The following is a 22,457-nucleotide window of genomic DNA, read 5'->3' on the forward strand; positions in this document are numbered from 1 at the left end:
TTCCCTCCTCGATTCAATCATAATTTTTAAATAATCACTTGTTCCTTTGCATTTATCGTTGTGTCAGTTTGCTTCGCAGGACGTACAATGGCCCAAAACAATAATCCGAAAACAAACATAACCAATGAAGTTAATAGGAACCCATAACCATATCCAATTACCTCAGTTCCTGAATTTTCGATAAAATTCCCGAAAATAACTGGAGCAATAATACTTGTTGAACTAGAAAGAGCAACATATGTCCCTTGTGCTTTTCCAATGTTTTTGGTAGAAAAGAAATCCATCAACATGGCGGGTGCGAGTGATAGGATTACAATCGCAAAACCTGGAGCAAGGATGAAGAACAAGATGGAGATAGCACTTGAATTCACGACACTTCCAAGATATAAACAAATAGCGGATATCACCATTGAAATACCTGCAAGATTTACTCGTGCTTTACGAATATCTCCTGTTTTGCGATAAAGCCGATCTGATATCAAGGCAAATCCAATTTGGCAAATGGCAGCGAAGAGAAAAGGCAAAGACACTGCCATTTTTAATATTTTTCCATCAAAATGTTGAATTTTGGTAAAGTATGCTGGAAACCAAACCGCTTGAACAGACAATAACCAATAGGCACAACCTGCACACAAAACGGTAAAAATAAAATTTTTAGAAAAAAGATGCGGAAGAAATTGACGCCATGAAACCTTAGAAGGGACGAATGAGTTCTTATCCTCTTGGTCAATTGTAGGCAAACCGATTTCTATTGGGCTTTCTTTTCCGAAAATCATCCATATAACTAGAACCATAAATCCAACAATCCCCATTGCGATAAAAGCAGATCTCCATCCATATTGAGTGATTAAGGAGATTAAAAATGGAGAAGCAATCGCTGGACCGATTGTTGCTCCAAAGAGAACAGCGCCAAAGCCTATACCATGTCTGTGTTTAGGGAACCATTTTCCTATTAAAGAAGTTGATATAGCAATCGCTGGACCTTCCCCTGCTCCCAAGATCATCCTTGAAAACATTAATAAAGACAGACTGGAAACAAAAGGTGTGGAAAATTGAACAGCCAACCATACAAACATGATCCAAGTTAACATTTTTTTCGTGTTTTTGGAATCGGCCATGCCCCCAATAATTAAAGAGGATATGGTAAAGAACCAAAAGAATGAGCTTCCAACAACTCCCCATTGTGAAGGACTTAACTGTAACTCTTTCATTAAGGGAACGGAAACTAAACCGATAATAACTTTGTCAACTTGATTGACCATTCCGGAAGCAACTAGAATTAATAATATGATCCAAGAATATTTTGGTGTGTTCAATGTAAAAATCTCCCCTTCTTTTCTACTATTTAAGGCAATTCTGTTCGCAAAATCCGTGAGGTACTCCTAATGCAACTCGTTTTGATAGACAACAAATAGTGTTGAGATCATCGGTTGTTCCTGATGTGTTTAGAATTACTCAACCGCCCCTTAAATGAAAGTGCTTTCATAAAATGATAGCCTTTGTTAAGCAAACTATTTGTTAGATGGACCTTAACGTAAATACGATTTTACGTAAACACAAAGTTCGGACTTTTTCCTGCAATAGAGCACTCCATCTTTCTTACAAAACCAAATCATTGTCCAGTCAATTATTACTAATTAAATAATGTCCCTCCTTTATTTACATAGAATCGATTTATTAGCATTGTGACAGTGTTAATAATCATTACATTAATTATATTCATAATTTTCAGTTAAATAAAATTAAAGATTTTAACTTGCATGTAAATAATACCAATATATTAAAATAGTGCCCCCCATGTACAATGGGAAATTTCAACATCCTATTATATTAGTACAACTAAATTACAAATTAAAATCTTTAATTTTATATAGTTCTTATTTAAAGGTAGAATCAAATATAGAATGAGAAAATATTCAAAAAAAAAATCACTTTCGACTTTTTTGTGTTACTAGTGATCAAAACAGGAGGTTGAACTATGGACTTAAAGTTATCCGGAAAAAAGGCACTTATTGTTGGAGGAAGTCGTGGTATTGGTAAAGCTATTGCCCGCCAGCTTGCTCTAGAAGGTGTAGATTGTACGATTTGTTCAAGAAACGAATCCACTCTTAAGATCGCTGCAGAGGACTTGGCACAAGAAACGAAGCGAAATATCTTTCCGATCGTGGCAGATACCACAGATCCTAACTCTATCCTAAATCTTGTTGAAAAATCAGCAGCAGCAATGGGAAGCATTGATATATTAATCAACAGCGGAGCGCGTGTTGGCGGCCATGAGCCAGAGGATTTTAATAGTATTAAAGATGAACTTATTTTGAAAGATTTTGAAGAAAAGTACATGGGCTATTTTCGCTGTATCCGAGCTGTTGCACCTTATATGATAGAAAATAAATGGGGCCGGATAATAAATATAAGTGGTCTGGCTGCCAGAATTGGCGGCAATTATTTTAGTTCCGGGCCGCGTAATGCATCTGTTGTTCATATGACGAAATCCGCCTCATTGGAATTAGGAAAGCACGGAATTAACGTTAATGCCGTTTACCCAGGGATAGTCGATACGGAAACGTTTAGAGGCCGGGTCACTAATGAGGAAGCTATTCGCCATGCAGAATCACTGAATTCCCTCGGCCGCTTGATAACTGCTGAGGAAATTGCTTATGTCGTTACCTTCTTGGCTTCGCCTTTGGCGGCATCGATTACTGGCGATGTTATTCCGGTAACTGGCGGCATTGGAAATACCGTTTATTTCTAAAATACTTGTTTGTTACTGTTAACTGTTTCATAGATTACTAATTAATAGTCTATGAAAAATAAAATATATTAAAAAACGAGCCTCATTAAATTGTGAGGCTCGTTTCATTTAGATTTTTATCGAATATTTTACTGTACGTAAGAATTTGTTGATCTTAGAAACAGTTGATTCAATGTTCTCAGAGAAAATAGCCATGTGTGCAAAAAAGCCGTGTACCATACCGGGTTCACATGCATATTCAACCTGCACACCAAATTTTTTCAGACGATCAGCATAAGCCCTTCCTTCATCCCGAAGCACATCATTTTCCGCTGTGATTACTAATGCTTGCGGGAGGCCACTTAAATCTTCAGCGACCAAGGGGGAAGCGTACTCATTACACCTGTCCTCTTCATTCCTTAAATAATGATCACGGAACCAAATCAGCTGTTCTCTATCCAAACCAAATCCTTTTGCAAATGTTTGATGGGATTCCGTATTGCACTCAAGGTATGTCGGAGGATAAAGTAAGACCTGAGCAGTGATGTCGGGACCTTTTCTGTCTCTCGCCATCATAGTAACTACTGTTGCTAGATTTCCACCTACGCTATCCCCTCCGACTGCCAATCTTGAAACATCTCCATTAAATGAAGTACCTTTTTCATACACCCATTCCAAAGCCGCATATGCGTCTTCGACTGCAGTCGGAAACTTATACTCTGGTGCAAGACGATAGTTTACGGATACAACAATACATTCCGTTCTATTAGCGATCATTCGACAGCATGCATCCGTCGATTCAATGTCTCCTAGAACCCATCCCCCACCATGGTAGTATATAAATAGGGGAAAGGGACCTTGCCCTTCTGGAATGTATACCCGACATTTGATTTCTTCATCCTGGCTTACTGGAAGCATCAAATCCTCTACTTTTGAAAGTGGTTCTAATTTTACAGCAGGGCGCGGTGCCTTTGATAGCATATCTCTTACTGTCTTTGGATCCATTTTATGAATAGGCGGCATCTGATTAAATGCTTGTAAATATTTTTCTGCTTGCGGATCTAAATATACCAAGGAACATCATCCTCATTTCAATTAATTTTAAAATTAACTCGGCTATATCCTACCCTTTTATTCCGGCCATAAGGGACTTAAAAACATAATATGGTGATTTTATTCACCATATTTCGTTTGAATAAAATCACCATCCTACTTGATATAAGAAATAATGGTGATTATAACTACCACCAGTTTTTTATCTTGTTACAGGTGCTCCTCCAATATAAAACTCGAAATCTGGGGCAATTTTCCGGCCATTTGGCATCATGAGCCATAATCTTAGTAAATGGCGTTTCTTGTCATCTTCTTCGTAATCTTCAAAATGAGTCCGTGAATGAAAAACGGAATAATTATTAACGAATTGCATATCACCAGGTTCCATCATCATATCAATATGGAAGTTTTTATCATGAGTGAGGGAATCGATAAAATCAAATACTTCGATTTCCTCTTTCGACAAAGAAATACCTGTTTTCGTTTGTGCTGATTGGACATATTGGCGAATATATCTGCAGCTTAATTTACTATCGTAATAGCTAAAGATCGGTGTTTGAACTACTGGAGATTGACCTGGTGCTTCTTCCCCGCGAAGATCATGGGCAAATGGACGATAGAGAATTTCAAGGTACTCTGGGTGCTTCTCCAGAATTTCATTATAGATAGACATCGCACTTGCGATACTGCTTAAACCGCCAGATTTCGCTTTGCGAAGACATAGTAATCCGACCACATCTGCGAGATCTGTGTGATAATCAAGATGTACATTCGTTTGGTAACCACGTACTTTTGTATTATCATTAAAGTCTTTTCCTACGTTTTTGATATGCCCTAAGAGTTCCCCAGTTTTGCTTTGGATTATTGGTAGTCCCAAGTGAAGTCCAAGACCCCAGTAAATAATGCTCGCTTCTTCGTCAGTAAACTGATCCATTGGCAATCCACGAATCAATAAAAACCCTCTTCCATTCTCCAGCTCGTCAACAAAGTAAGTAATTTCGTCAGCTAGATCAGGAATCGGAAAATCCTCCTTTTTAAAATCAGGTGCTTTTAATCCCTTTTGTTGAACATGTAATACAGCCTTCTCAAGAGCAGCAATCGTTTTGTCGGACAAATAATAAATCCATGAATCATCTTTAGCCAGTTCAATACCTTTCCACGCTGAACGTCCTTGAATTTTTCCCTTCAAAATTTCTGCCATAATTATTCCTCCTTTATGAATTGGGTTGTTCACCAGCTATTTATCTGAATATTGCGAATTTATTAATTAAAGTATACTTATACTTTTTAATTAAATGAAATAACTACTATAACCAATATTTAAGTTTGAATACTATTAACATTCTAAGAATCTTACAAACTACCTGTTTAAAATACTCACTTGCTCCTTTGCCTCAGTCACTTTGTGGCTTTGCTTTGCGGGACCTACACCGATCCAAAATAATAGTCCGATAATCAGCATCCCTAAAGAAGAGGCTTGAAACGCATAACCATAACCTATTGCCTCAGTCCCTGCATTTTGGATAAGATATCCAAAGACGAGTGGAGCAATAATACTTGTTGTACTTGCAAGAGCAATGAACGCCCCTTGTGCCTTTCCAATGTTTTGAGGAGAAAAAAACTCCATCAATATGGCGGGTGCGAGTGAAAGTATGACATATGCAAAACCGGGTGCTAGGGTAAAGAATATTATGGACATAGACGTTGAATTCACGGTATTTGCTAGATATATACATATAGCGGATAACATCATCATGAAACCAGCAAGATTAATTCGTGCTTTACGAATATCTCCTGTTTTACGATAAAGCCGATCTGATAGCAAAGCAAATCCAAATTGGCAAAAAGCTGCAAAAAGAAAAGGTAAAGACACGGCTAGTTTTAATGTTTGACCATTAAACTGTTGAATTTTGACAAAGTAGGCTGGAAACCATACCGCTTGAACAGACAATAACCAATAGGCACACCCACCGCACAAAACGGTCAAAATAAAATTTTTAGAGAAAAGATGCGGATAAAACTGGCGCCATGAAACCTTAGTGAGGCTAGACGACTGTTGCTCCTTTTGATGAATGTCAGACAGCCCCATTTCTTTTGGACTTTCTTTACCGAAAATCTGCCATAAAACTAACACAATTATTCCAAGAATACCCATGGCTATAAACGCAGATCTCCATCCATATTGTTCAATCAAGGAAATTAATAATGGCGATGCAATTGCTGAACCCCCTGTCGTTCCTAAGAGAACAGCACCAAAGCCGATTCCGTGTCTATGTTTCGGGAACCATTTTCCTATGATTGCCGTAGATAGGGCGGGAGCTGGACCTTCACCTGCTCCCAAAATCATTCTTGTTAACACAAGTAGAGACAAACTGGAAACGAAAGGGGTTGTAAATTGAACAATCAACCAGATCAATGAAATCCACGATAACATTTTTTTCGTGTTTTTGGAATCGGCCATGCCTCCAAGAATGAAAGAGGAGAAGGTAAAGAACCAAAAGAATGAACTTCCTACAATTCCCCATTGCGAAGGACTTAAATGTAACTCTTTCATTAAAGGTACGGAAACAAAACCAATGATAATTTTATCTACTTGGTTGATCATACCGGAAAGAACTAGAAATAATAAAATAATCCAAGAATACTTTGGAGTGCTTGACATATATATATCCTCACTTTTTCCTATATAAGGAACACCTTTTCCTGAAATGAGAAAAGGTGTTCCCACTAGTTTTAACGAAGCTGCTGATGCACAATTACTTTAAGGTTTCAACAATACCGCCAGCTGTTTTATTACGAGCAGGTACACCGCCGCGACCCGGTTTTCCCGTATTCTCATCAATAAACATCGCGAAATCCGAGGAAATTTCCCGACCATTTGGCATCGTGAGCCACAATCTTAATAAATGACGTTTTCGATCCAGTTCTTCATAGTCTTCATATTGAGTACGTGAGTGAAGAACCGTATAATTATTGACGAATTGCATATCACCTCGCTCCAGCATCATATTATAATGTAATTTTTCATCGTGAAGGAGGGAATCCAGTAAGTCTAATGCTTCAATTTCAACTTTCGACAGCTGGATACCTGTTTTCGCTTGTGCTGATTCGATAAATAAACGGACATATCGGCAGCTCAATTTTCCATCATAGTAACTAAAGATTGGTGATGTAAATACTGGAGATTCTCCTGGCGCTTCCTCTCCACGACGATCAAAGTTGAATGGACGACAGAGAATTCCTAAATATTCGGGGTTCTTCTCCAGAATTTCATTATAAACAGCCATCGAGCTTATAATGCTGCTGTAACCTCCGGATTTCCCTTTTCGCAGGCTTAATAATCCAACAACGTCAGATCCATCAGCGTGAAAAGGAAGATGCAGTTTCGTTTGGTAACCGCGTACATTTGAATTTTCCAAGCTAAGACCTTGATCCCTAACATGCCCTAAAAGATCACCATTAGCGTTTTGCGATACCGGAGTTCCCATATGAAGGCCGAGACCCCAGTAAATGATGCTGGCTTCTTCATCTGTATACCTTTCAATTGGTAATCCGCGAATTAATAGGAACCCTCTCCCATTCTCCAGTTCTTCAACAAAGTAATCAATTTCATCTAAGAGATCTGAAATCGGGAAATCCTCCTTGTTAAAATTAGGTGCTTTTAAACCCTTTTGTTTAACATGAACTAAAGCGTTCTCAAGTGAAGCAATCGTTTTTTCGGACAAATAATAAATCCATGATTCATCTTTGGCCAGGTCAGTGCCTTTCCAAGCTACTGGTCCTTTAACTTTTTCCTTTAAAATGGTTGACATAAGTAATCCCCCTTTAATAATTTGGTTATTTTCTTACTTTACTTCAGTCAATTCTCTTAACTCTCTGCGCAAAATCTTCCCTGTTGAGTTCTTTGGCAGCTCTTTAAAAAATTCTATTTGTTTAGGAAGCTTGTACTTCACCAGCTTATCCTTACAGAATTGAATAATGTCATTCAAGGTGATTTGCTCATCCTTAACAACGACGTATGCTTTTACGCTTTCACCGTATTCTTCATCAAGCACTCCAATCACGGCCGCCTCTACCACGGCAGGATGTTGATAAAGGACTTCCTCCACTTCACGAGGATATACATTATAACCGCCCACAATAATCATGTCCTTCTTGCGGTCAACAATGTAGATGTATCCTTCTTCATCCGTTGTTGCGAGATCACCGGTGTAAAACCACCCGTCATTAAAAGCAGCTGCTGTAGCTTCGGGCATCCCCAAATATCCCTTCATTACATTTGGCCCTTGAACAACTAACTCTCCGACTTCACCTCTCGGCAATTCTTTACCGAACTCATCTACAACTTTGCTTTGGACAGCTGGAATATTCAGGCCGATTGAGCCTGGTTTGCGAGTTCCTTTTAATGGATTAATGGCAACGAGAGGAGCTGTTTCCGAAAGACCATATCCTTCTAAGATAGAAACTTTAAACTTGTTTTCAAATTTATGCAGCATCTCGACTGGAATCGAGGCACCTCCAGAGATACACATGCGAATAGATTGGAAGTCCTCCGTAGTCGCTTCAGGTAAATGATTGATAAAACTGTACATCGTAGGCACTCCTGCAAACACGGTTGCCTTTCTTTCTCGAATGGTTCTGACCACATCGACAGGGCTGAATATAGGCTGAATCAGGACTGTTGCTCCACAAGCAATTGGTGCATTCAAACAAACTGTCATACAGAAAACATGAAACATTGGCAGGACAGCTACTACACGGTCATTTTCATCGAGTTCAAGTAATTTTGAAATAGAGTCTGCATTCGATGCTAAATTCCGATGTGATAACATCGCACCCTTTGGTTTCCCGGTAGTACCTGACGTATACAGAATGACTGCAAGCTCTTCTTGATCAATGAAAGGGCTTCCATTAACATTTATGCTTGTTGCCATGAGATGTTCCCATGCCCATTCCTGATTCTCGGCATCGGTATAAATGACTAACTTTAGATTTTTCAATTGCTTCTTTACTTCTGTTAACTTCGGCTCTACGGATACGTGAGCAATGACCGCTTTGGCTTGACTATTATCTAATATGTAGCTGATTTCCCCTTGGGTAAACAAAGGATTAATCGGTACAACAAATGCACCTAGTCGTAAAATACCGTGGTACGCAATGAGAAATTCAGGGCTATTTCCTAATAAAAGAGCCACTCCATCTCCCTTCCCTATTCCTTGGGCAGACAATCCTGAAGCCAATTGATCCACCTGCTGAATTAGTTCCCTATAAGTAACACTTTTATCTCGATAGATATAAGCGATACTATCTGGGAAATTACTAGCGCTTTTTTTCAGATTTTCGTATAAATTATTACTCATCAAATGATTTCCACCCCTTCTCCTCACTTAGAAGCGTTTTATACGCTTACTATTGTGAATATTTTAAATATTACTACATTAAGTATACTCATAAGTAATAATTAAATAAAATTAAAGATTTTAATTTGTATGTAAGTATTACTAATATTCAGATTATAGTTCATCATAACAGGCGCCCTGCTTCCATAATCCCTACATCCACTTTTAAATAAAAAGACAAAGCCCAATTCAAAGAAGGCTTTGACTTTTACATTTTTGCTATTATTGATTCTTTAGATAATTTTCTATTAACTCAATAAATAAGTTCATAGATTTCGTATGCAATTCCGGAGATTCTGTAATAACAGAAAAATTTCTCTTTATTGGTGTTCCTTTAACATTTAATAATTGAATAGTACCAAGCAGTCTTTCTTTTTTAACAGTAAGTTCTGATAAATAACTAATACCTAGCCCCGCTTCGACTGCCTCTTTAATTAATTGTGTGCTGCCGAACTCCATTAACCTAGTAGGACGTATTTGCAATGATTGAAATAATTTTTCCGTTGCATCTCTTGTTCCAGAGCCTTCTTCACGGACAATCCAATTCTCTTGTTCTACCTGTCTTCGTGTAACTTCCTCATTATAATAAATTGGATATTTACCTCCTGCCATGATATACATTTGGTCTGTGGAAACTGTTTTAGTATATATGTTTGTGTGAGATATTTCCCCTTCAACTATCCCTACATCAATCTCATGACTTAGGATTGCTTTGGCAATATCTCTTGTGTTTCCAATCTGAACCGAAGGAACGATATTCGGGAATAGGTTCTTCAGTTTTGCAAGTATATGTGGTAAGACATATTCACCAAAAGTATAACTGGCACCTATTTTTAATAGTCCTTTTGGCTCGTTATTTAATTCATCGACTAACATTGACATTCGTTTATATAAACCTGTTATTTCTTTTGCATGTAAATAGACAATTTCACCTGCTTTCGTGAGCCTCACACTTTTGTTTGTTCGCAAAAGCAGTTTTGCGCCAATATATTTTTCTAATAGTTGAATTTGCTGGCTAACGGCAGGCTGCGTCATATGAAGCTCTTCAGCAGCTCTGGAAAAGTTTCTTTTATCAGCTACAGAAATAAATACAGATAATAATTGATCCATACCTTCACCTTCTTTGTATCGTTTTTACTTATTATAACTATAATAATCATTTATTTTCCTTATTGTAAATCTTTCGTTACGATAATAATAAATAAAGCAATCGAGGGGATGAAAATCATTGGAACAAAAAGCATTAATATTGACCAGTCCTAATAATGAAAAAAAAGCTAAAAATAAGCTAAATGTATCTTTGGTATTTGGAATAGGTTTTACCTTTATCATAGCCCTATCTGGCTTTTTTTTGGCAGCAATACCTGGTTTAAATCGCATTGGACCACTTGCCTGTGCAATTTTACTTGCTGTTATTTATCGACAGGTATTTGGATATCCGGAAGGGTTCCGTACAGGTATTCAATTTTCATCAAAAAAACTTTTAAGATTTGCCATCATACTTTACGGATTAAAGCTTAACATGATCGTAATATTTCACGAGGGCTTTCCACTATTGCTTAAAGGAGCCGTAACAATTATTTTTTCGATTGTTGTTCTTATGTTCATTGCAAAATTACTTAAAGCGGATTTAAATCTTTCTTTTTTACTCAGTGTTGGCACTGGTATTTGCGGTGCAGCTGCCATCGCAGCCGTATCACCCATAATTAAAGCAAAAGATGAAGATACGGCTATGGGGGTCGGCATCATAGCATTAGTAGGCACGGTTTTTTCAATTATCTATACGTTATTATTTCCTTTATTGCCTATTAGTTCTATAGACTACGGAACTTGGGTTGGAATTAGCCTTCATGAAATAGGTCATGTTGCATTAGCGGCCGTTCCAGCAGGACAGGATGCTCTTGCTCACGCATTACTCGCTAAACTTTCAAGAGTATTTCTATTAATTCCGCTTTGTTTTATCCTAATGCTTTGGATGAAAAAGAATGGAAAAATGGAGGGAGAAGCTAAATTCGAATTTCCTTGGTTTTTAATTGGTTTTATCGTCATGAGCTTTGTGGGGACCTATATCATGGGTCATCAGGTTTTAGTTTCAAATTCAATTATGTCTGATATTGCAACTTTGACATCATTTATTTTAACGATGTCTATGACCGGCTTAGGATTAAATATTAGCTTAAAAGAATTACGTACCAAAGCAATACGTCCGCTTATTGCCATTATCATTACATCTTTGCTTTTAACTATATTAACTTATTATAGTATTTAAACTTAAAAATCTTATCATATCATTCAAAAACAAAGTCCCAATTAATGGAAGTTTCCCTCAACAAATAAGAAAATAAAACAGCCTGAGTTCTGGATTAGCATCAAGTACTCCAGCTGTTTTATTTATTTTTAAATACAATAATTAGATTTATACATCCAAGTGTATATCAGTTTACAAGCTGAGACGATTTAGCTTGAATATTTAACTGGGTTGCTTTTTTTAGTTTTATTTAGGTTTTTATAAAAGTCATCAATAAATTCCTTTGCTATCTTTGTTAAACCTTTTGTTTCTAAATATATTTAAAGACCCATTAAATCGTACCGATGAAATTCATAGATGCGATATCCCTTGAATCGACGCCCCCGTCTAAAATTTTCTTTACGTCATTTAATGTATCCTTTAGATTTACCTCTGCTCCTTTAATACCAGTAAAGTCTTCAGCGACATAAAACGGTTGTGTCAAATACGCTTCCAATCGTTCTCCTCGATGAAACGTCTCGATTTCAGAAGCAGGTATACCGCTAATTCCTTTTACATTTACTAACGAACGTAATTCACGGTAGCGGCGTAATAGCTTTTGGGCTTTTTGTTGGATAGAAAGATGGTTTTGGTCTAGGTGTGCGCCTTCCAGCACGGAAGATGTAGAGTAGATTGGGTTTACCGCTGGGTAACGATGTCTTGCTGCTAAGTCCATATCAAACTGCCATAATGTTTCAAGTGGTCCATATGGAAGGTCCTCATCCACCGAAGCTCCCTTTAAATCTAGTAAAAAGGTTGTAACGGACTTGATATCGACATCCTGTAATTTTTCCTGAAGTTCGTAGATTTCCCCTGTTAATACATGTGAACGGTCAGCAACGAAAATAATCTCTTTATTTTTTCCGACAACGGACATTTCAGCGAAAGCCTTTTCAATCGTTTCGGCAACAATTTCAGTATCTTCGAGGATCTCTTCAAGCTCAGGATGATCGTTTTCTGGTTTTAATAAGACCGTAGCATATCCCTCTCTCTTAAAACGATAAAATAACTCAGCTAATACAACCAACTGACCCATCCCTGGTCGAGCAACAAGCCCAACGGTTCCTCCCTTAACGATTGGTGCAAACAAATCTAATGTTTTAATTTTTGTTTCAATCATCTCTACATTCTCCCCTCTTAAAATCAATTCATCTAGACTACATTGTGCTAATTCTGCTAAAGCTACGATTGTACGAACTTCAGAGCGTCCAACTGGAATTTTCCCAGTACATAAATTCGAAACGGTAGCCGGTCGTAAGCCAACTTCCCGTGCCGCACTAGTAAGGTTTGGCACCCTCCTCCGTAATAATGGAACATTTAATCTTATATTTTCCATTATTTCCACCTCCTTACTTTAAATAGTAATTTATTTTACTCTAAAAAGCAACAGCGAATTACTCTAAAACGTAATTAATTTTCTCACAAACGTAAAAAACGGTATGATTGAAAAATCATACCGTTAAAAATCCTCTCCATATCGAGTTCTTCTATATTTAGTATTATGGCAGGCATCACAGGTTGGAAATGAGTGATCCCAAGGAAGGTTTTTTCCACAGTTTTTGCATTTTTTTACGAACTTTTTAATATCTGTCTTTAATTTGTCCTGAACCTTGTCACTCATTTCCTCACGAAGCCGCTCCCAATAAATCGCCTCCGTTCGTTCCCCTAATCGATATAAAAAGAGCAAATGCAAGCCGAGGGCTTTATAAGCTAACTCGAGATCTTCTAAACTTCGCTCCTTAAATGGCGGTTCCGGAAGAGGAGTTCCCTGGATAATCGCATACATCGTATCTTCCCATTGTCTTGTTAATGTCGGTTCATTTTTTGAAAAAGGGAGATGCAAAAACCCATATAGGTCCATTAAAGGTAATCGCGCTTCAATTTCCGTTCCGGCAATCAGGTTGTATAGTGACCGCTCCTCAGCTAATGATGCTTTCTTCGTTCCAGAAGGGCTATTAAATTTCCCCCATAGCTCGAAGAATGTTCCTAAATCGCGATAATACCGTTGGAATCGCTCAAACACCGAGTTGGTTGGAGCAATCGCAAACGTATGAACAGGCTCATCCTCTTGAATAAGCAATTTCTTCATCATCCTAATGTCTTTTGTGAAGGCAACCTTTCCCACTTCATAGATCCCTTTACGACCTGCGCGTCCGGCAATTTGTTTCACTTCCTGAGAGGTTAACAACCGCCTTCTTGTACCATCAAATTTTTCATTTTCTAAAAACACAATCCGTCGAATTGGTAAATTCAAGCCCATTCCAATTGCATCGGTAGCCACAATCACCTTTGTTTTACCACTGTTAAATTGCTCAATTTGCTTCTTCCTCGTTTCAGGCGGCATGCTGCCGTAAATCATGCTGACAGAATGGCCGTCACTTTGGAGTCTAGAAGCTGTTTCAAGCACGCGCCTCCTTGAAAAACAAATGAGGGCATCCCCTTTTTTTACTTGCTTAATATGAAATTCCTTTGATTCCACTTCAAGCGGAGTATCTCTGCTGTACTCGTGGATGATAATATTCGATTCTCCTAACAGCTGCAAAAGCATCGGTTTTGAGTTCCTGCTCCCGATAATATGTACCTCATGTGCATTTGCTTTTGTTATCGCTTTATACCAAGAAAAGCCACGGTCCTTATCGGTAATCATCTGTGCTTCATCAATGACGACGACATCATAGCTTTCTTTTTCATGAAACATTTCCACCGTGCAGGAAAAATGGTTTGCGCCTTTAACGATTTTTTCTTCTTCGCCTGTTTTTAACGAGCATGGTGTTCCTTCAGCATTTAACTTATCATAAACCTCCAGTGCTAATAGCCTAAGTGGAGCTAGATATAATCCGCTGTTTGCTTCCTTCATTTGCTCAAGAGCATGGTGTGTTTTTCCCGTATTGGTTTCACCGATATGAAGTACATAACGAACCCTTCGGCCTAACGATGGATTATACTCCTGACCGAATATATCCTCCATCATCTTTTCTTCTTTTTCTCTTTTACGTTGTAATTCTGCCTCTTCCACCGCTTTTTTTCGTTCTCTTTCAGTGAAGTCCTTTTCAAAAATTTGCTGATGGACTGTAAGGTTAAATGGAAGTTCAGCAATTTTCAGTAAGTCAGAAAGGTATTCCTTTTGAATATCTTCAATAAAATAGTCTTCCACTTCATAAAAAAGATCCGTCATACTGCCCTTAATGAAAGAGGTGGACAGTTTTTCACCAAAGGTTTCTTGGAATTGCTCCTTTAACTCGAGCGGAAGTTTTTCCAGTATCTTTTGCGGAATCAGCTCTGAGAGGTAGTCTGAAATCAAGCTTGCATAGACAAAAAAATAGGTTTGATATTCATACAAACTCCTGCCCCAATGAACCGTCTTATGAATATCGCCTGTCAACTCCTCGAAAAACTTTGCCACCGTCGTGTATGAATCGGGGTTAAAATGGCCCTCATCGACTAATTTTTCTTCCAGAGCAAAGGTATCGACATTTTGAAATTTCACATTGTTCTTGATATCTGCATCCAATTGTTTGGCTGTAAAATGACGGACATATATATAAAACTCTGCATAGCCGTTCTCAAGCATTTCAGCGGCAATCTCTTCTATTTTTTCTGAGATTGTGTATCGCACTTCAGCCAAACGGTTCATTTCTTGCCTTTTTATAAAATCAGCCTTTGCCTGCTGATATCTTTGTTCCCATTCCTCTTCTTTACCTGCAAAAGTTTCTTTAGTCCACTCCAATACTTTAAAGGGCTGATACTCTCTCATTTCATCCCGAAAGAGTTTATTAATAAGCTTGCGGTCCACTCCTTGTACCTCAAACCCTTTTTCACGTAAAAACTCTTTTTTCTCATTTTTCGGTACATCATTCGTGACCTTATTTAACCAGACATTGATCCAAATTTGCTCAAGATAGTGCCCGCGGTCATTTAAATATTGAGTAAAAGAAGGTGGACTTTCTTTTGACTCTAAATAGTAGTTCATATCTTCGATGACTTTATTCTTCGTATGTTCAACGGCTTGAGGGTAAATGGCGGTTAATTTACTCAACTTTTTCCCTCCTTATCAATTATTGGCAATTTAAGTATATCAAAAAACAAGAAACCGAACAAATATTCGGTTTCTATATATCACGTTTATTGCAGTATTGATCGACTAAATCCTCGATCTGATCGAGTTCAGGAAAATCACCTGAAAATTCAAATTTGATTTCTTCAATTAATCGATCCTTGTTATAGACATGAATCGCCCCATTTTGGTGGCTGACACTATATTCCGGTACAAACCGAAATCCGTTTCGTTCAATAGCTCCCATTATGAAACCCCTTTTTTGTTTTTTTTTAGTATTTACTATAATCCATTCATTAATCTCCCAAAAAAGCGAACGGAACCTAAGTAAAAGTTGTGCCTTTGCCTTGTCTGATCCCCGTCCCCAATTTGGTACTAATAAAACCGTTCTAATCATATTCTCATATGAGAAAACAATTAGGAGGAGTGGAAAGTTAGGTGATAAAAGTTAAGGTTCGTTTACGGCCCATTGTAAGTAGGATAAATTTACCCACTGTATTAAAAACAGCTATACTACCGGGTGACTCAATGGAAAGATTATTTATTGCAACCCAGGTAGGAGAGATCTTTTTTATAGGAAACGGAGTTATTAGGAATTTTTTAGATATTCGTCCGCGGATCATAAAACTAGGTGCTTCTAGTGGTGGTTATGATGAACGGGGATTGCTAGGGCTAGCGTTTCATCCCGAATTTTATAATAATGGTCTGTTTTATCTTCATTATTCAGTAGCTGGAACACAAGGTCCAGGTGCTCAACCTGATCCTTTTAAACCTGACCCATGTGACCCCAGAACTTTAAACCTAAGGTGGGTTAATAGAGAAACTCAATACGATCATATTGATACAGTGGAAGAATGGATTTTACAATCGGATGGTCAACCTAAAAAACGACGGACATTACTTAACTTAAGAAGACCCTTTTCAAATCATAATGGTTTCAATAGCTTAAACTTCTCACCTGAAACAGGAAAACTTGTTTTAACAACCGGAGATGGTGGATCAGGCTATGATCCATTTAATTTAAGCCAGGATGATATGGAAATCGCTGGTAAAATAATTGAAATCGATGTAGTTAAGAATACATTTATCAATAATCCACCCGTAGTCACACGTTTTAATGAACTTCCCGTACCTATTCAGGAAACCCTTACGGTAATGGCCAAAGGGGTTCGCAATATATCAGGCATTTCATTTCAAAGGTTTTATAATCAGTATATCAAATATGTGGGAAATGTCGGACAAGATTTGGTAGAGTCGATTTTTTCATTCGTTCATTATAAACCAATACCGGTTACTCAGCTTATTCAAGCTTCATTAATGAAATCAGAACTTGACCAAGAAGGATTTATTAACTTTGGCTGGCGAGGGTGGGAAGGTGCTTTTCCTACTTCAATTATAAGGGGCTGCTCTGCAAATCCGACTTTAGATGAGAAAACAATTGCTTATTACAATGAAGCAGTAATAACTTCAGTTAGGCGTCTTCAGCCTTTAGCTAGTTATTTTCATAAAGATCCCCGACCCGATAAATTTGGAGGAACTGCACTTACAGGAGTGCAAGCCTTTATGGGGAAGGGAATCCCCGATTTAACGGGAAGCATTGTGTTTACCGATCTTGCTCGGAAAGAAGAATCTCAACCTCCGATTAGAGGGGTTTTAGCTTATAGCAGGGTACGAACAGATTGTAAACTAAATGATTTTAGTGTTATTGAAACTGATTATTATTTTGGGTCTCAATCAGCTTATTATGTTAGTTTAGGAACGAATCTGGATCAAACTAGACTATATTTAGGGGTTAATGGCTCTATGAAAGTGACTGATCTTAGCCAGGGTACTGTTTTTGAAATTGTTCCATGATTCTCTCTTGCTTGGATTTAATTGAATCGAAATAAATAACAAACAAGAGAGCAGTCATGCTCCCTTGTTTGTTAATGCTACCAATTCTGGCAGCCTGGTTTTCAACCTCTAAAGAATTAGGCTGTTGTGTAAACTTCTTTTTTATTTGATTCATGACGAATCGTTGCTTGTGCAGCTGCTAATCTTGCTAGTGGCACACGGTAAGGTGAACAGCTTACATAATCAAGTCCAGTATTGTAGCAGAAATCAATCGACGTTTTCTCTCCACCATGTTCACCACAAATACCCGTTTTTAACGTTGGTTTTGCTTCACGGCCAAGGCGAACACCCATTTCTACTAATCTACCAACACCATCTTGATCAAGCACAGCAAAAGGATTTTCAGCTAGTACCTTATTTTCGATATAGTTCTGAAGGAATTTTCCTTCTGCATCATCACGGCTGTAACCGAATGTTGTTTGTGTTAAATCGTTTGTACCAAAAGAGAAGAAATCGGCTTCTTCAGCAATCTGGTCAGCGGTAAGCGCAGCACGTGGAATCTCAATCATTGTTCCAATCGTATACTCAAAATTCTTCCCTGTTTCTTCTTGAACTTTTTCGGCTGAATCAATCACAAGCTGGCGCATTTGTTTCAACTCATTGACATGACCAACAAGTGGAATCATGATTTCAGGCTGAACTTCCATTCCTTTGTCGGCAAGCTTAGCTGCAGCATAGAAAATAGCTTTTGCTTGCATCTCATAAATTTCAGGATAAACCATACCTAGACGGCAGCCGCGGTGACCGAGCATTGGGTTGAATTCATCTAATTGGCGGACCTTTTTCAACAGTAATTCTTTCTTTTTCAGTTCAGGTGAAGAAGGATCCAAAATTTGCAGCTTCGTCACTTCTACTAATAACTCTTCCTTATCTGGTAAGAATTCATGTAATGGTGGATCTAATAGGCGAATCGTTACTGGAAATCCTTGCATTGCTTCAAAGATTCCTTCAAAATCACTTTGCTGCATTGGGAGTAGCTCATCAAGTGCTTCCTTACGCTCGCTATATTGCTCAGCGAGGATCATTTTTTGAACAATAGGGATCCGTTTTAAATCCATAAACATGTGTTCAGTACGGCACAATCCAATTCCACCGGCACCGAATTCAAAAGCTTTTTGTGCATCTTCTGGATTATCAGCATTCGCACGAACCCCAATCTTTCTTTCTTGGTCAGCCCAAGCAAGTAAAAGCTGGAACTCATCGGAAAGTTGTGGTTCAATCATTGGAATTTCTCCTAGCATGATTTCACCTGTTGAACCATCAATGGTGATCACATCACCATAGTTGATAACCTTCTCGTCAACGGTAAATTGTTTTGCTTTTACATCAATTTTTAGTGCGTCGCAACCGCAAATACATGCTTTACCCATACCACGTGCAACAACTGCAGCATGACTTGTCATACCACCGCGACTCGTTACGATTGCTTGAGCTGCAACAATCCCGTGAATATCATCAGGTGTTGTTTCTGGACGAACGAGAATCACTTTTTTACCAGCATTTCCTAATTCCTCCGCTTCGTCTGCATCAAATACGACTTGACCAGTTGCCGCACCTGGTGAAGCTGGAAGACCTTTTGCCAATAACGTACGCTCATATTTATCATCAATACGACGATGAAGAAGCTGATTTAATTGGTCTGGATCGACACGAAGTAAGGCAGTCTTTTTATCGATGATTCCTTCCTCGACCATCTCTACAGCAATTCGAATTGCAGCTTGGGCAGTCCGCTTACCATTACGCGTCTGAAGAATAAACAATTGACCACGTTCCACTGTAAATTCAATGTCCTGCATTTCTTGATAATGCTGCTCAAGACGTTTGCATGTGTCAGCAAATTGCTTGTAAACAGTTGGCATTTCATCCTTTAAGGTTTGAATTGGCTGTGGTGTACGGATTCCAGCAACCACATCTTCACCTTGTGCATTGATTAGATACTCACCGTAAAGTACATGTTCACCAGTAGAAGGATTTCGAGTAAAAGCAACACCTGTACCAGAATCATTGCCCATGTTTCCGAACACCATACTTTGAATATTAACAGCTGTTCCAAGGTGATCAGGTATTTTATTCAAGCGGCGGTAGACGATCGCACGTTGATTATTCCAGGAATCAAATACCGCATTAATGGCAAGAAATAGCTGTTCCTTCGGATCCTGTGGAAATTCTTTTCGTGTATGCTTCTTAACGATTCCCTTGTATCCTTCAATGACTTCTTTCCAATCTTCAGCAGTCATTTCTGGGTCAGCACTATAGCCTTTATGCTCTCTTGTTTCTTCTAATAATTGTTCAAAATAATAGGTATTAATATCAAGGACAACATTACTAAACATTTGAATAAAACGACGGTAAGAATCATAGGCAAAACGAGGATTATTCGTTAATTTTCCCATTCCAACAACCGTTTCGTCATTCATTCCAAGGTTTAAGACCGTGTCCATCATCCCTGGCATCGAAAATACGGAACCTGAACGGACAGAAACAAGTAACGGATTTTCCGCATCACCTAGTTTTTTTCCCATTTTATCTTCCAGAGTGCGGAGTGCTCCCAATACTTGACTTTCAACGAGTGTTGTAATAGTTTTTCCTGCATCATAATAGGCATTACATGCTTGCGTCGAAATGGTAAAACCATAAGGAACAGGTAAGCCAATATTGGTCATTTCCGCAAGGTTTGCACCTTTTCCTCCAAGCGTTTCCTTCATATTTCCATTTCCTTCATGAAACAAGTAAACGAATTTTTCCATTATTATAAGCTCCTCTCTTTTTTCAACACTTCTAATATTAATCCAGCTGTTTCTTCAATTGCTTTATTTGAAACATTGATAATTGGACAGCCTACTCTCTTCATGATTTTTTCAGCATAATCCAATTCATCAAGAATTCTTTCGAAGCTTGCGTAACTTGCTTTAGAGCCTAACCCTAAAGCTTTTAGCCTTTCAACTCGAATTTCGTTTAATTTATTTGGAGAAATAATTAATCCGATACAATTCTTTCTCGGTATCTCGAACAATTCCTCTGGTGCTGGAACCTCTGGAACTAACGGTACATTGGCAACCTTAAATCGCTTATGAGCTAAATACATCGATAATGGTGTCTTTGATGTCCTTGAAACACCGATTAAGACAATATCTGCCTTGAGAATTCCCCGAGGATCGCGACCATCATCATATTTAACGGCAAATTCGATGGCTTCTATTTTTCTAAAATACTCTTCATCTAGTTTTCTCATTAAGCCTGGTTGATGATGAGGTGTCTTATTAAAACTAGTGGTGAAAGCATTCATCAATGGACTAAGCAAATCCACTGCCATAATGTTTTCTTCTGCTGCACGGCGATCTAAATATTCCTTTAATACTGGAATGACAATCGTATAGGCAATAATTGATTTTCCTTTTTTCGCTAGAATAAGAACATCTTCAATATCTTCAAGATCATCCACATAGGAATTGCGACGAATCTCCACATTTCCTCCGTTAAATTGTGTTGCTACAGCTTTTACAACAAACTCTGCCGTTTCCCCAACGGAGTCTGAAACCACATAGACAACTTCCTTCTCTACTAAAATCGCTGCCACTCCCCTTTATACCGAATTTTGCTCCATAATTTCTAAATACGCTCGTGTGATGGTTGTTTTCGTAATCCGACCGACAAGTAAATATGTATGGTCTCCCGGATTGATTTCTTTCACTACAGGTAAGGAGTCAATGTGATTCGTAATCATCTTTTTAGCAGCTTCTAACAATGTTTCTTCAAGTGTGATCGTGATAATGTTTGGCATTCTGGTCATAATGACGCTGCAGGGCAATTCTTGTAAGTCTTTATTACCAATGGCTGTTCTTAGTAAATCTTTTCTCGAGATAACACCAGCTAAATAGCCGTCACTGTCTACAGCATAAAGCGTCCCGACATCTTCTAAAAATAATTGAACAATCGCATCATACACAGAAGTGGATTTTTCAACTACAATCGGGTGCGCTTTATAATCCGCAACCTTCTGATGAATGAACTTTTCTGCCTGTTGCTTGACCTCATAGTTATGATTGAAAAAATAACCTACACGAGGTCTGGCGTCCAAATTACCTGCCATCGTTAAGATTGCTAAGTCTGGTCTTAACGCAGCCCTTGTTAGGGAAAGCTTTTCAGCAATTTGCTGTCCGGTAATGGGGCCGCTTTCCTTCACAATCTTAAGAATTTCGTCTTGGCGTTTCGTCAGTTTAATCACATTGACCCCCTTTTCAATTTAATTATGTTATATTTTTTAGAAAAAATATAAATGTGCTATACTTATTTGTATATAGTATATCACATTCATGTAATATGTGAAACAATTTGTTCAACATATTTTTAACAATTTATTTAACTCTACAAAAAAAATCCTATCGTAGATGATAGAATTCTGCTATTTTTGACAGTTTGGGCAACTTCTCCATTACGGCTTTTGCATTTCTTTTCCACCAAAACGCAAAAAAACCGAACTTTTTTAAAGTTCGGTTTTTGTATCAATAATTATGAAGTGGGCCTAAATGGACTCGAACCATCGACCTCACGCTTATCAGGCGTGCGCTCTAACCAGCTGAGCTATAGGCCCATTTAGATTAATTGGAGCGGGTGATGGGAATCGAACCCACAACAACAGCTTGGAAGGCTGTGGTTTTACCACTAAACTACACCCGCAAATCAAAGCCCTATAAATAATACACGAAATATTATAACATCCTATCAATGACTTGTAAACTACTTTTTATCTCCCTCAAGCTGTTTTAGCTTATTCAATAATTGTGCCGAATCTCCGGCTGCAATAAATTCTCCGTTTACCATAGCATAAGGAGATTTTTTGCAATCCTCACATCTACTTTGGCAATTATACTCTTTATATTCGACGTTTTTTTTACTCAAGAAGTTACTATAATCATTTTGTAAGTTTTCAGTTAGAAAACGATCTAGGTTTTTTTCACAAAAATCAATTTTTAATTTTTTTTCTTTTGTAAAAAGTTTTGTCATAAAATTCATTCGTTGAACATCTCCACAGCCTGTCAT

General features: G+C 38.0%; 17 protein-coding genes and 2 tRNA genes. 3 read left to right on the forward strand and 16 right to left on the reverse strand.

The window, feature by feature from the left end:
• Window positions 1-26: 26 nt before the first annotated feature.
• Window positions 27-1,316, reverse strand: coding sequence for an MFS transporter (locus tag TR08_RS24440; RefSeq protein WP_045522698.1), 1,290 nt, complete (start codon window positions 1,314-1,316; stop codon window positions 27-29).
• Between the two features lie 662 nt (window positions 1,317-1,978).
• Between TR08_RS24440 and TR08_RS24445 the strand changes: the two genes are divergently transcribed.
• On the forward strand, window positions 1,979-2,752 hold the full coding sequence (locus TR08_RS24445; RefSeq protein ID WP_045522700.1) for an SDR family NAD(P)-dependent oxidoreductase: 774 nt from the start codon (window positions 1,979-1,981) through the stop codon (window positions 2,750-2,752).
• Window positions 2,753-2,860: 108 nt separating this feature from the next.
• Here the strand turns inward: TR08_RS24445 and TR08_RS24450 are convergent, their stop codons facing one another.
• The 6 genes from TR08_RS24450 to TR08_RS24475 all read right to left on the reverse strand — a co-directional run bounded on the left by TR08_RS24450 (window position 2,861) and on the right by TR08_RS24475 (window position 10,293).
• Window positions 2,861-3,805, reverse strand: a complete 945-nt coding sequence (locus tag TR08_RS24450; RefSeq protein ID WP_052427623.1) for an alpha/beta hydrolase — start codon at window positions 3,803-3,805, stop codon at window positions 2,861-2,863.
• Between the two features lie 181 nt (window positions 3,806-3,986).
• The gene (locus tag TR08_RS24455; RefSeq protein ID WP_045522702.1) at window positions 3,987-4,985 is read right to left on the reverse strand and encodes a TauD/TfdA family dioxygenase; all 999 of its coding nucleotides are present in this window, start codon (window positions 4,983-4,985) and stop codon (window positions 3,987-3,989) included.
• Window positions 4,986-5,144: 159 nt separating this feature from the next.
• Complete coding sequence (locus tag TR08_RS24460; protein ID WP_152597521.1) at window positions 5,145-6,446, reverse strand: MFS transporter; 1,302 nt, start codon at window positions 6,444-6,446, stop codon at window positions 5,145-5,147.
• 94 nt (window positions 6,447-6,540) lie between these two features.
• Window positions 6,541-7,596, reverse strand: a complete 1,056-nt coding sequence (locus TR08_RS24465) for a TauD/TfdA family dioxygenase (RefSeq protein ID WP_045522704.1) — start codon at window positions 7,594-7,596, stop codon at window positions 6,541-6,543.
• Between the two features lie 33 nt (window positions 7,597-7,629).
• Window positions 7,630-9,144 carry a long-chain-fatty-acid--CoA ligase gene (locus TR08_RS24470; protein ID WP_045522706.1) on the reverse strand — a complete coding sequence of 505 codons (1,515 nt, stop codon included), beginning with the start codon at window positions 9,142-9,144 and terminating at the stop codon, window positions 7,630-7,632.
• 261 nt (window positions 9,145-9,405) lie between these two features.
• Window positions 9,406-10,293, reverse strand: coding sequence for a LysR family transcriptional regulator (locus tag TR08_RS24475; protein WP_045522708.1), 888 nt, complete (start codon window positions 10,291-10,293; stop codon window positions 9,406-9,408).
• A 139-nt stretch (window positions 10,294-10,432) separates the two neighbouring features.
• On the opposite strand from TR08_RS24475, the gene TR08_RS24480 reads away from it, so the two are divergent.
• Complete coding sequence (locus TR08_RS24480; protein ID WP_045522828.1) at window positions 10,433-11,452, forward strand: YeiH family protein; 1,020 nt, start codon at window positions 10,433-10,435, stop codon at window positions 11,450-11,452.
• 310 nt (window positions 11,453-11,762) lie between these two features.
• Here the strand turns inward: TR08_RS24480 and TR08_RS24485 are convergent, their stop codons facing one another.
• From TR08_RS24485 to TR08_RS24495, 3 genes are all read right to left on the reverse strand, one after another.
• Complete coding sequence (locus TR08_RS24485; RefSeq protein WP_045522710.1) at window positions 11,763-12,806, reverse strand: ATP synthase subunit B; 1,044 nt, start codon at window positions 12,804-12,806, stop codon at window positions 11,763-11,765.
• Between the two features lie 123 nt (window positions 12,807-12,929).
• Entirely contained in the window at window positions 12,930-15,506 is a 2,577-nt protein-coding gene (locus tag TR08_RS24490; RefSeq protein ID WP_045522711.1) for a helicase-related protein, read from the reverse strand.
• Window positions 15,507-15,579: 73 nt separating this feature from the next.
• Complete coding sequence (locus TR08_RS24495; RefSeq protein WP_045522830.1) at window positions 15,580-15,771, reverse strand: YbxH family protein; 192 nt, start codon at window positions 15,769-15,771, stop codon at window positions 15,580-15,582.
• Window positions 15,772-15,962: 191 nt separating this feature from the next.
• On the opposite strand from TR08_RS24495, the gene TR08_RS24500 reads away from it, so the two are divergent.
• Window positions 15,963-17,378 (forward strand): PQQ-dependent sugar dehydrogenase, encoded by a 1,416-nt coding sequence (locus TR08_RS24500; RefSeq protein ID WP_045522712.1) that lies wholly within the window; start codon window positions 15,963-15,965, stop codon window positions 17,376-17,378.
• A gap of 116 nt (window positions 17,379-17,494) precedes the next feature.
• Here TR08_RS24500 and ppdK read toward each other — a convergent pair whose 3' ends face one another.
• The 6 genes from ppdK to TR08_RS24530 all read right to left on the reverse strand — a co-directional run bounded on the left by ppdK (window position 17,495) and on the right by TR08_RS24530 (window position 22,430).
• A complete protein-coding gene (gene ppdK / locus TR08_RS24505) occupies window positions 17,495-20,164 on the reverse strand; it encodes a pyruvate, phosphate dikinase (protein ID WP_045522713.1) in 2,670 nt (889 codons plus the stop codon).
• Window positions 20,165-20,166: 2 nt separating this feature from the next.
• The gene (locus TR08_RS24510; RefSeq protein ID WP_238579238.1) at window positions 20,167-20,994 is read right to left on the reverse strand and encodes a pyruvate, water dikinase regulatory protein; all 828 of its coding nucleotides are present in this window, start codon (window positions 20,992-20,994) and stop codon (window positions 20,167-20,169) included.
• Window positions 20,995-21,000: 6 nt separating this feature from the next.
• Window positions 21,001-21,642: a helix-turn-helix transcriptional regulator gene (locus TR08_RS24515; protein ID WP_193747844.1), complete on the reverse strand. Its 642-nt coding sequence runs from the start codon at window positions 21,640-21,642 to the stop codon at window positions 21,001-21,003.
• Window positions 21,643-21,934: 292 nt separating this feature from the next.
• Window positions 21,935-22,008 (reverse strand) — tRNA-Ile (locus TR08_RS24520).
• A gap of 12 nt (window positions 22,009-22,020) precedes the next feature.
• Window positions 22,021-22,094, reverse strand: a tRNA-Gly gene (locus TR08_RS24525).
• 60 nt (window positions 22,095-22,154) lie between these two features.
• Window positions 22,155-22,430: a DUF1450 domain-containing protein gene (locus TR08_RS24530; protein WP_045522714.1), complete on the reverse strand. Its 276-nt coding sequence runs from the start codon at window positions 22,428-22,430 to the stop codon at window positions 22,155-22,157.
• Window positions 22,431-22,457 lie beyond the last annotated feature (27 nt).

It is taken from the genome of Neobacillus niacini (genome assembly GCF_000759675.1).
Taxonomy (GTDB): Bacteria; Bacillota; Bacilli; order Bacillales; family Cytobacillaceae; genus Neobacillus; species Neobacillus niacini_A.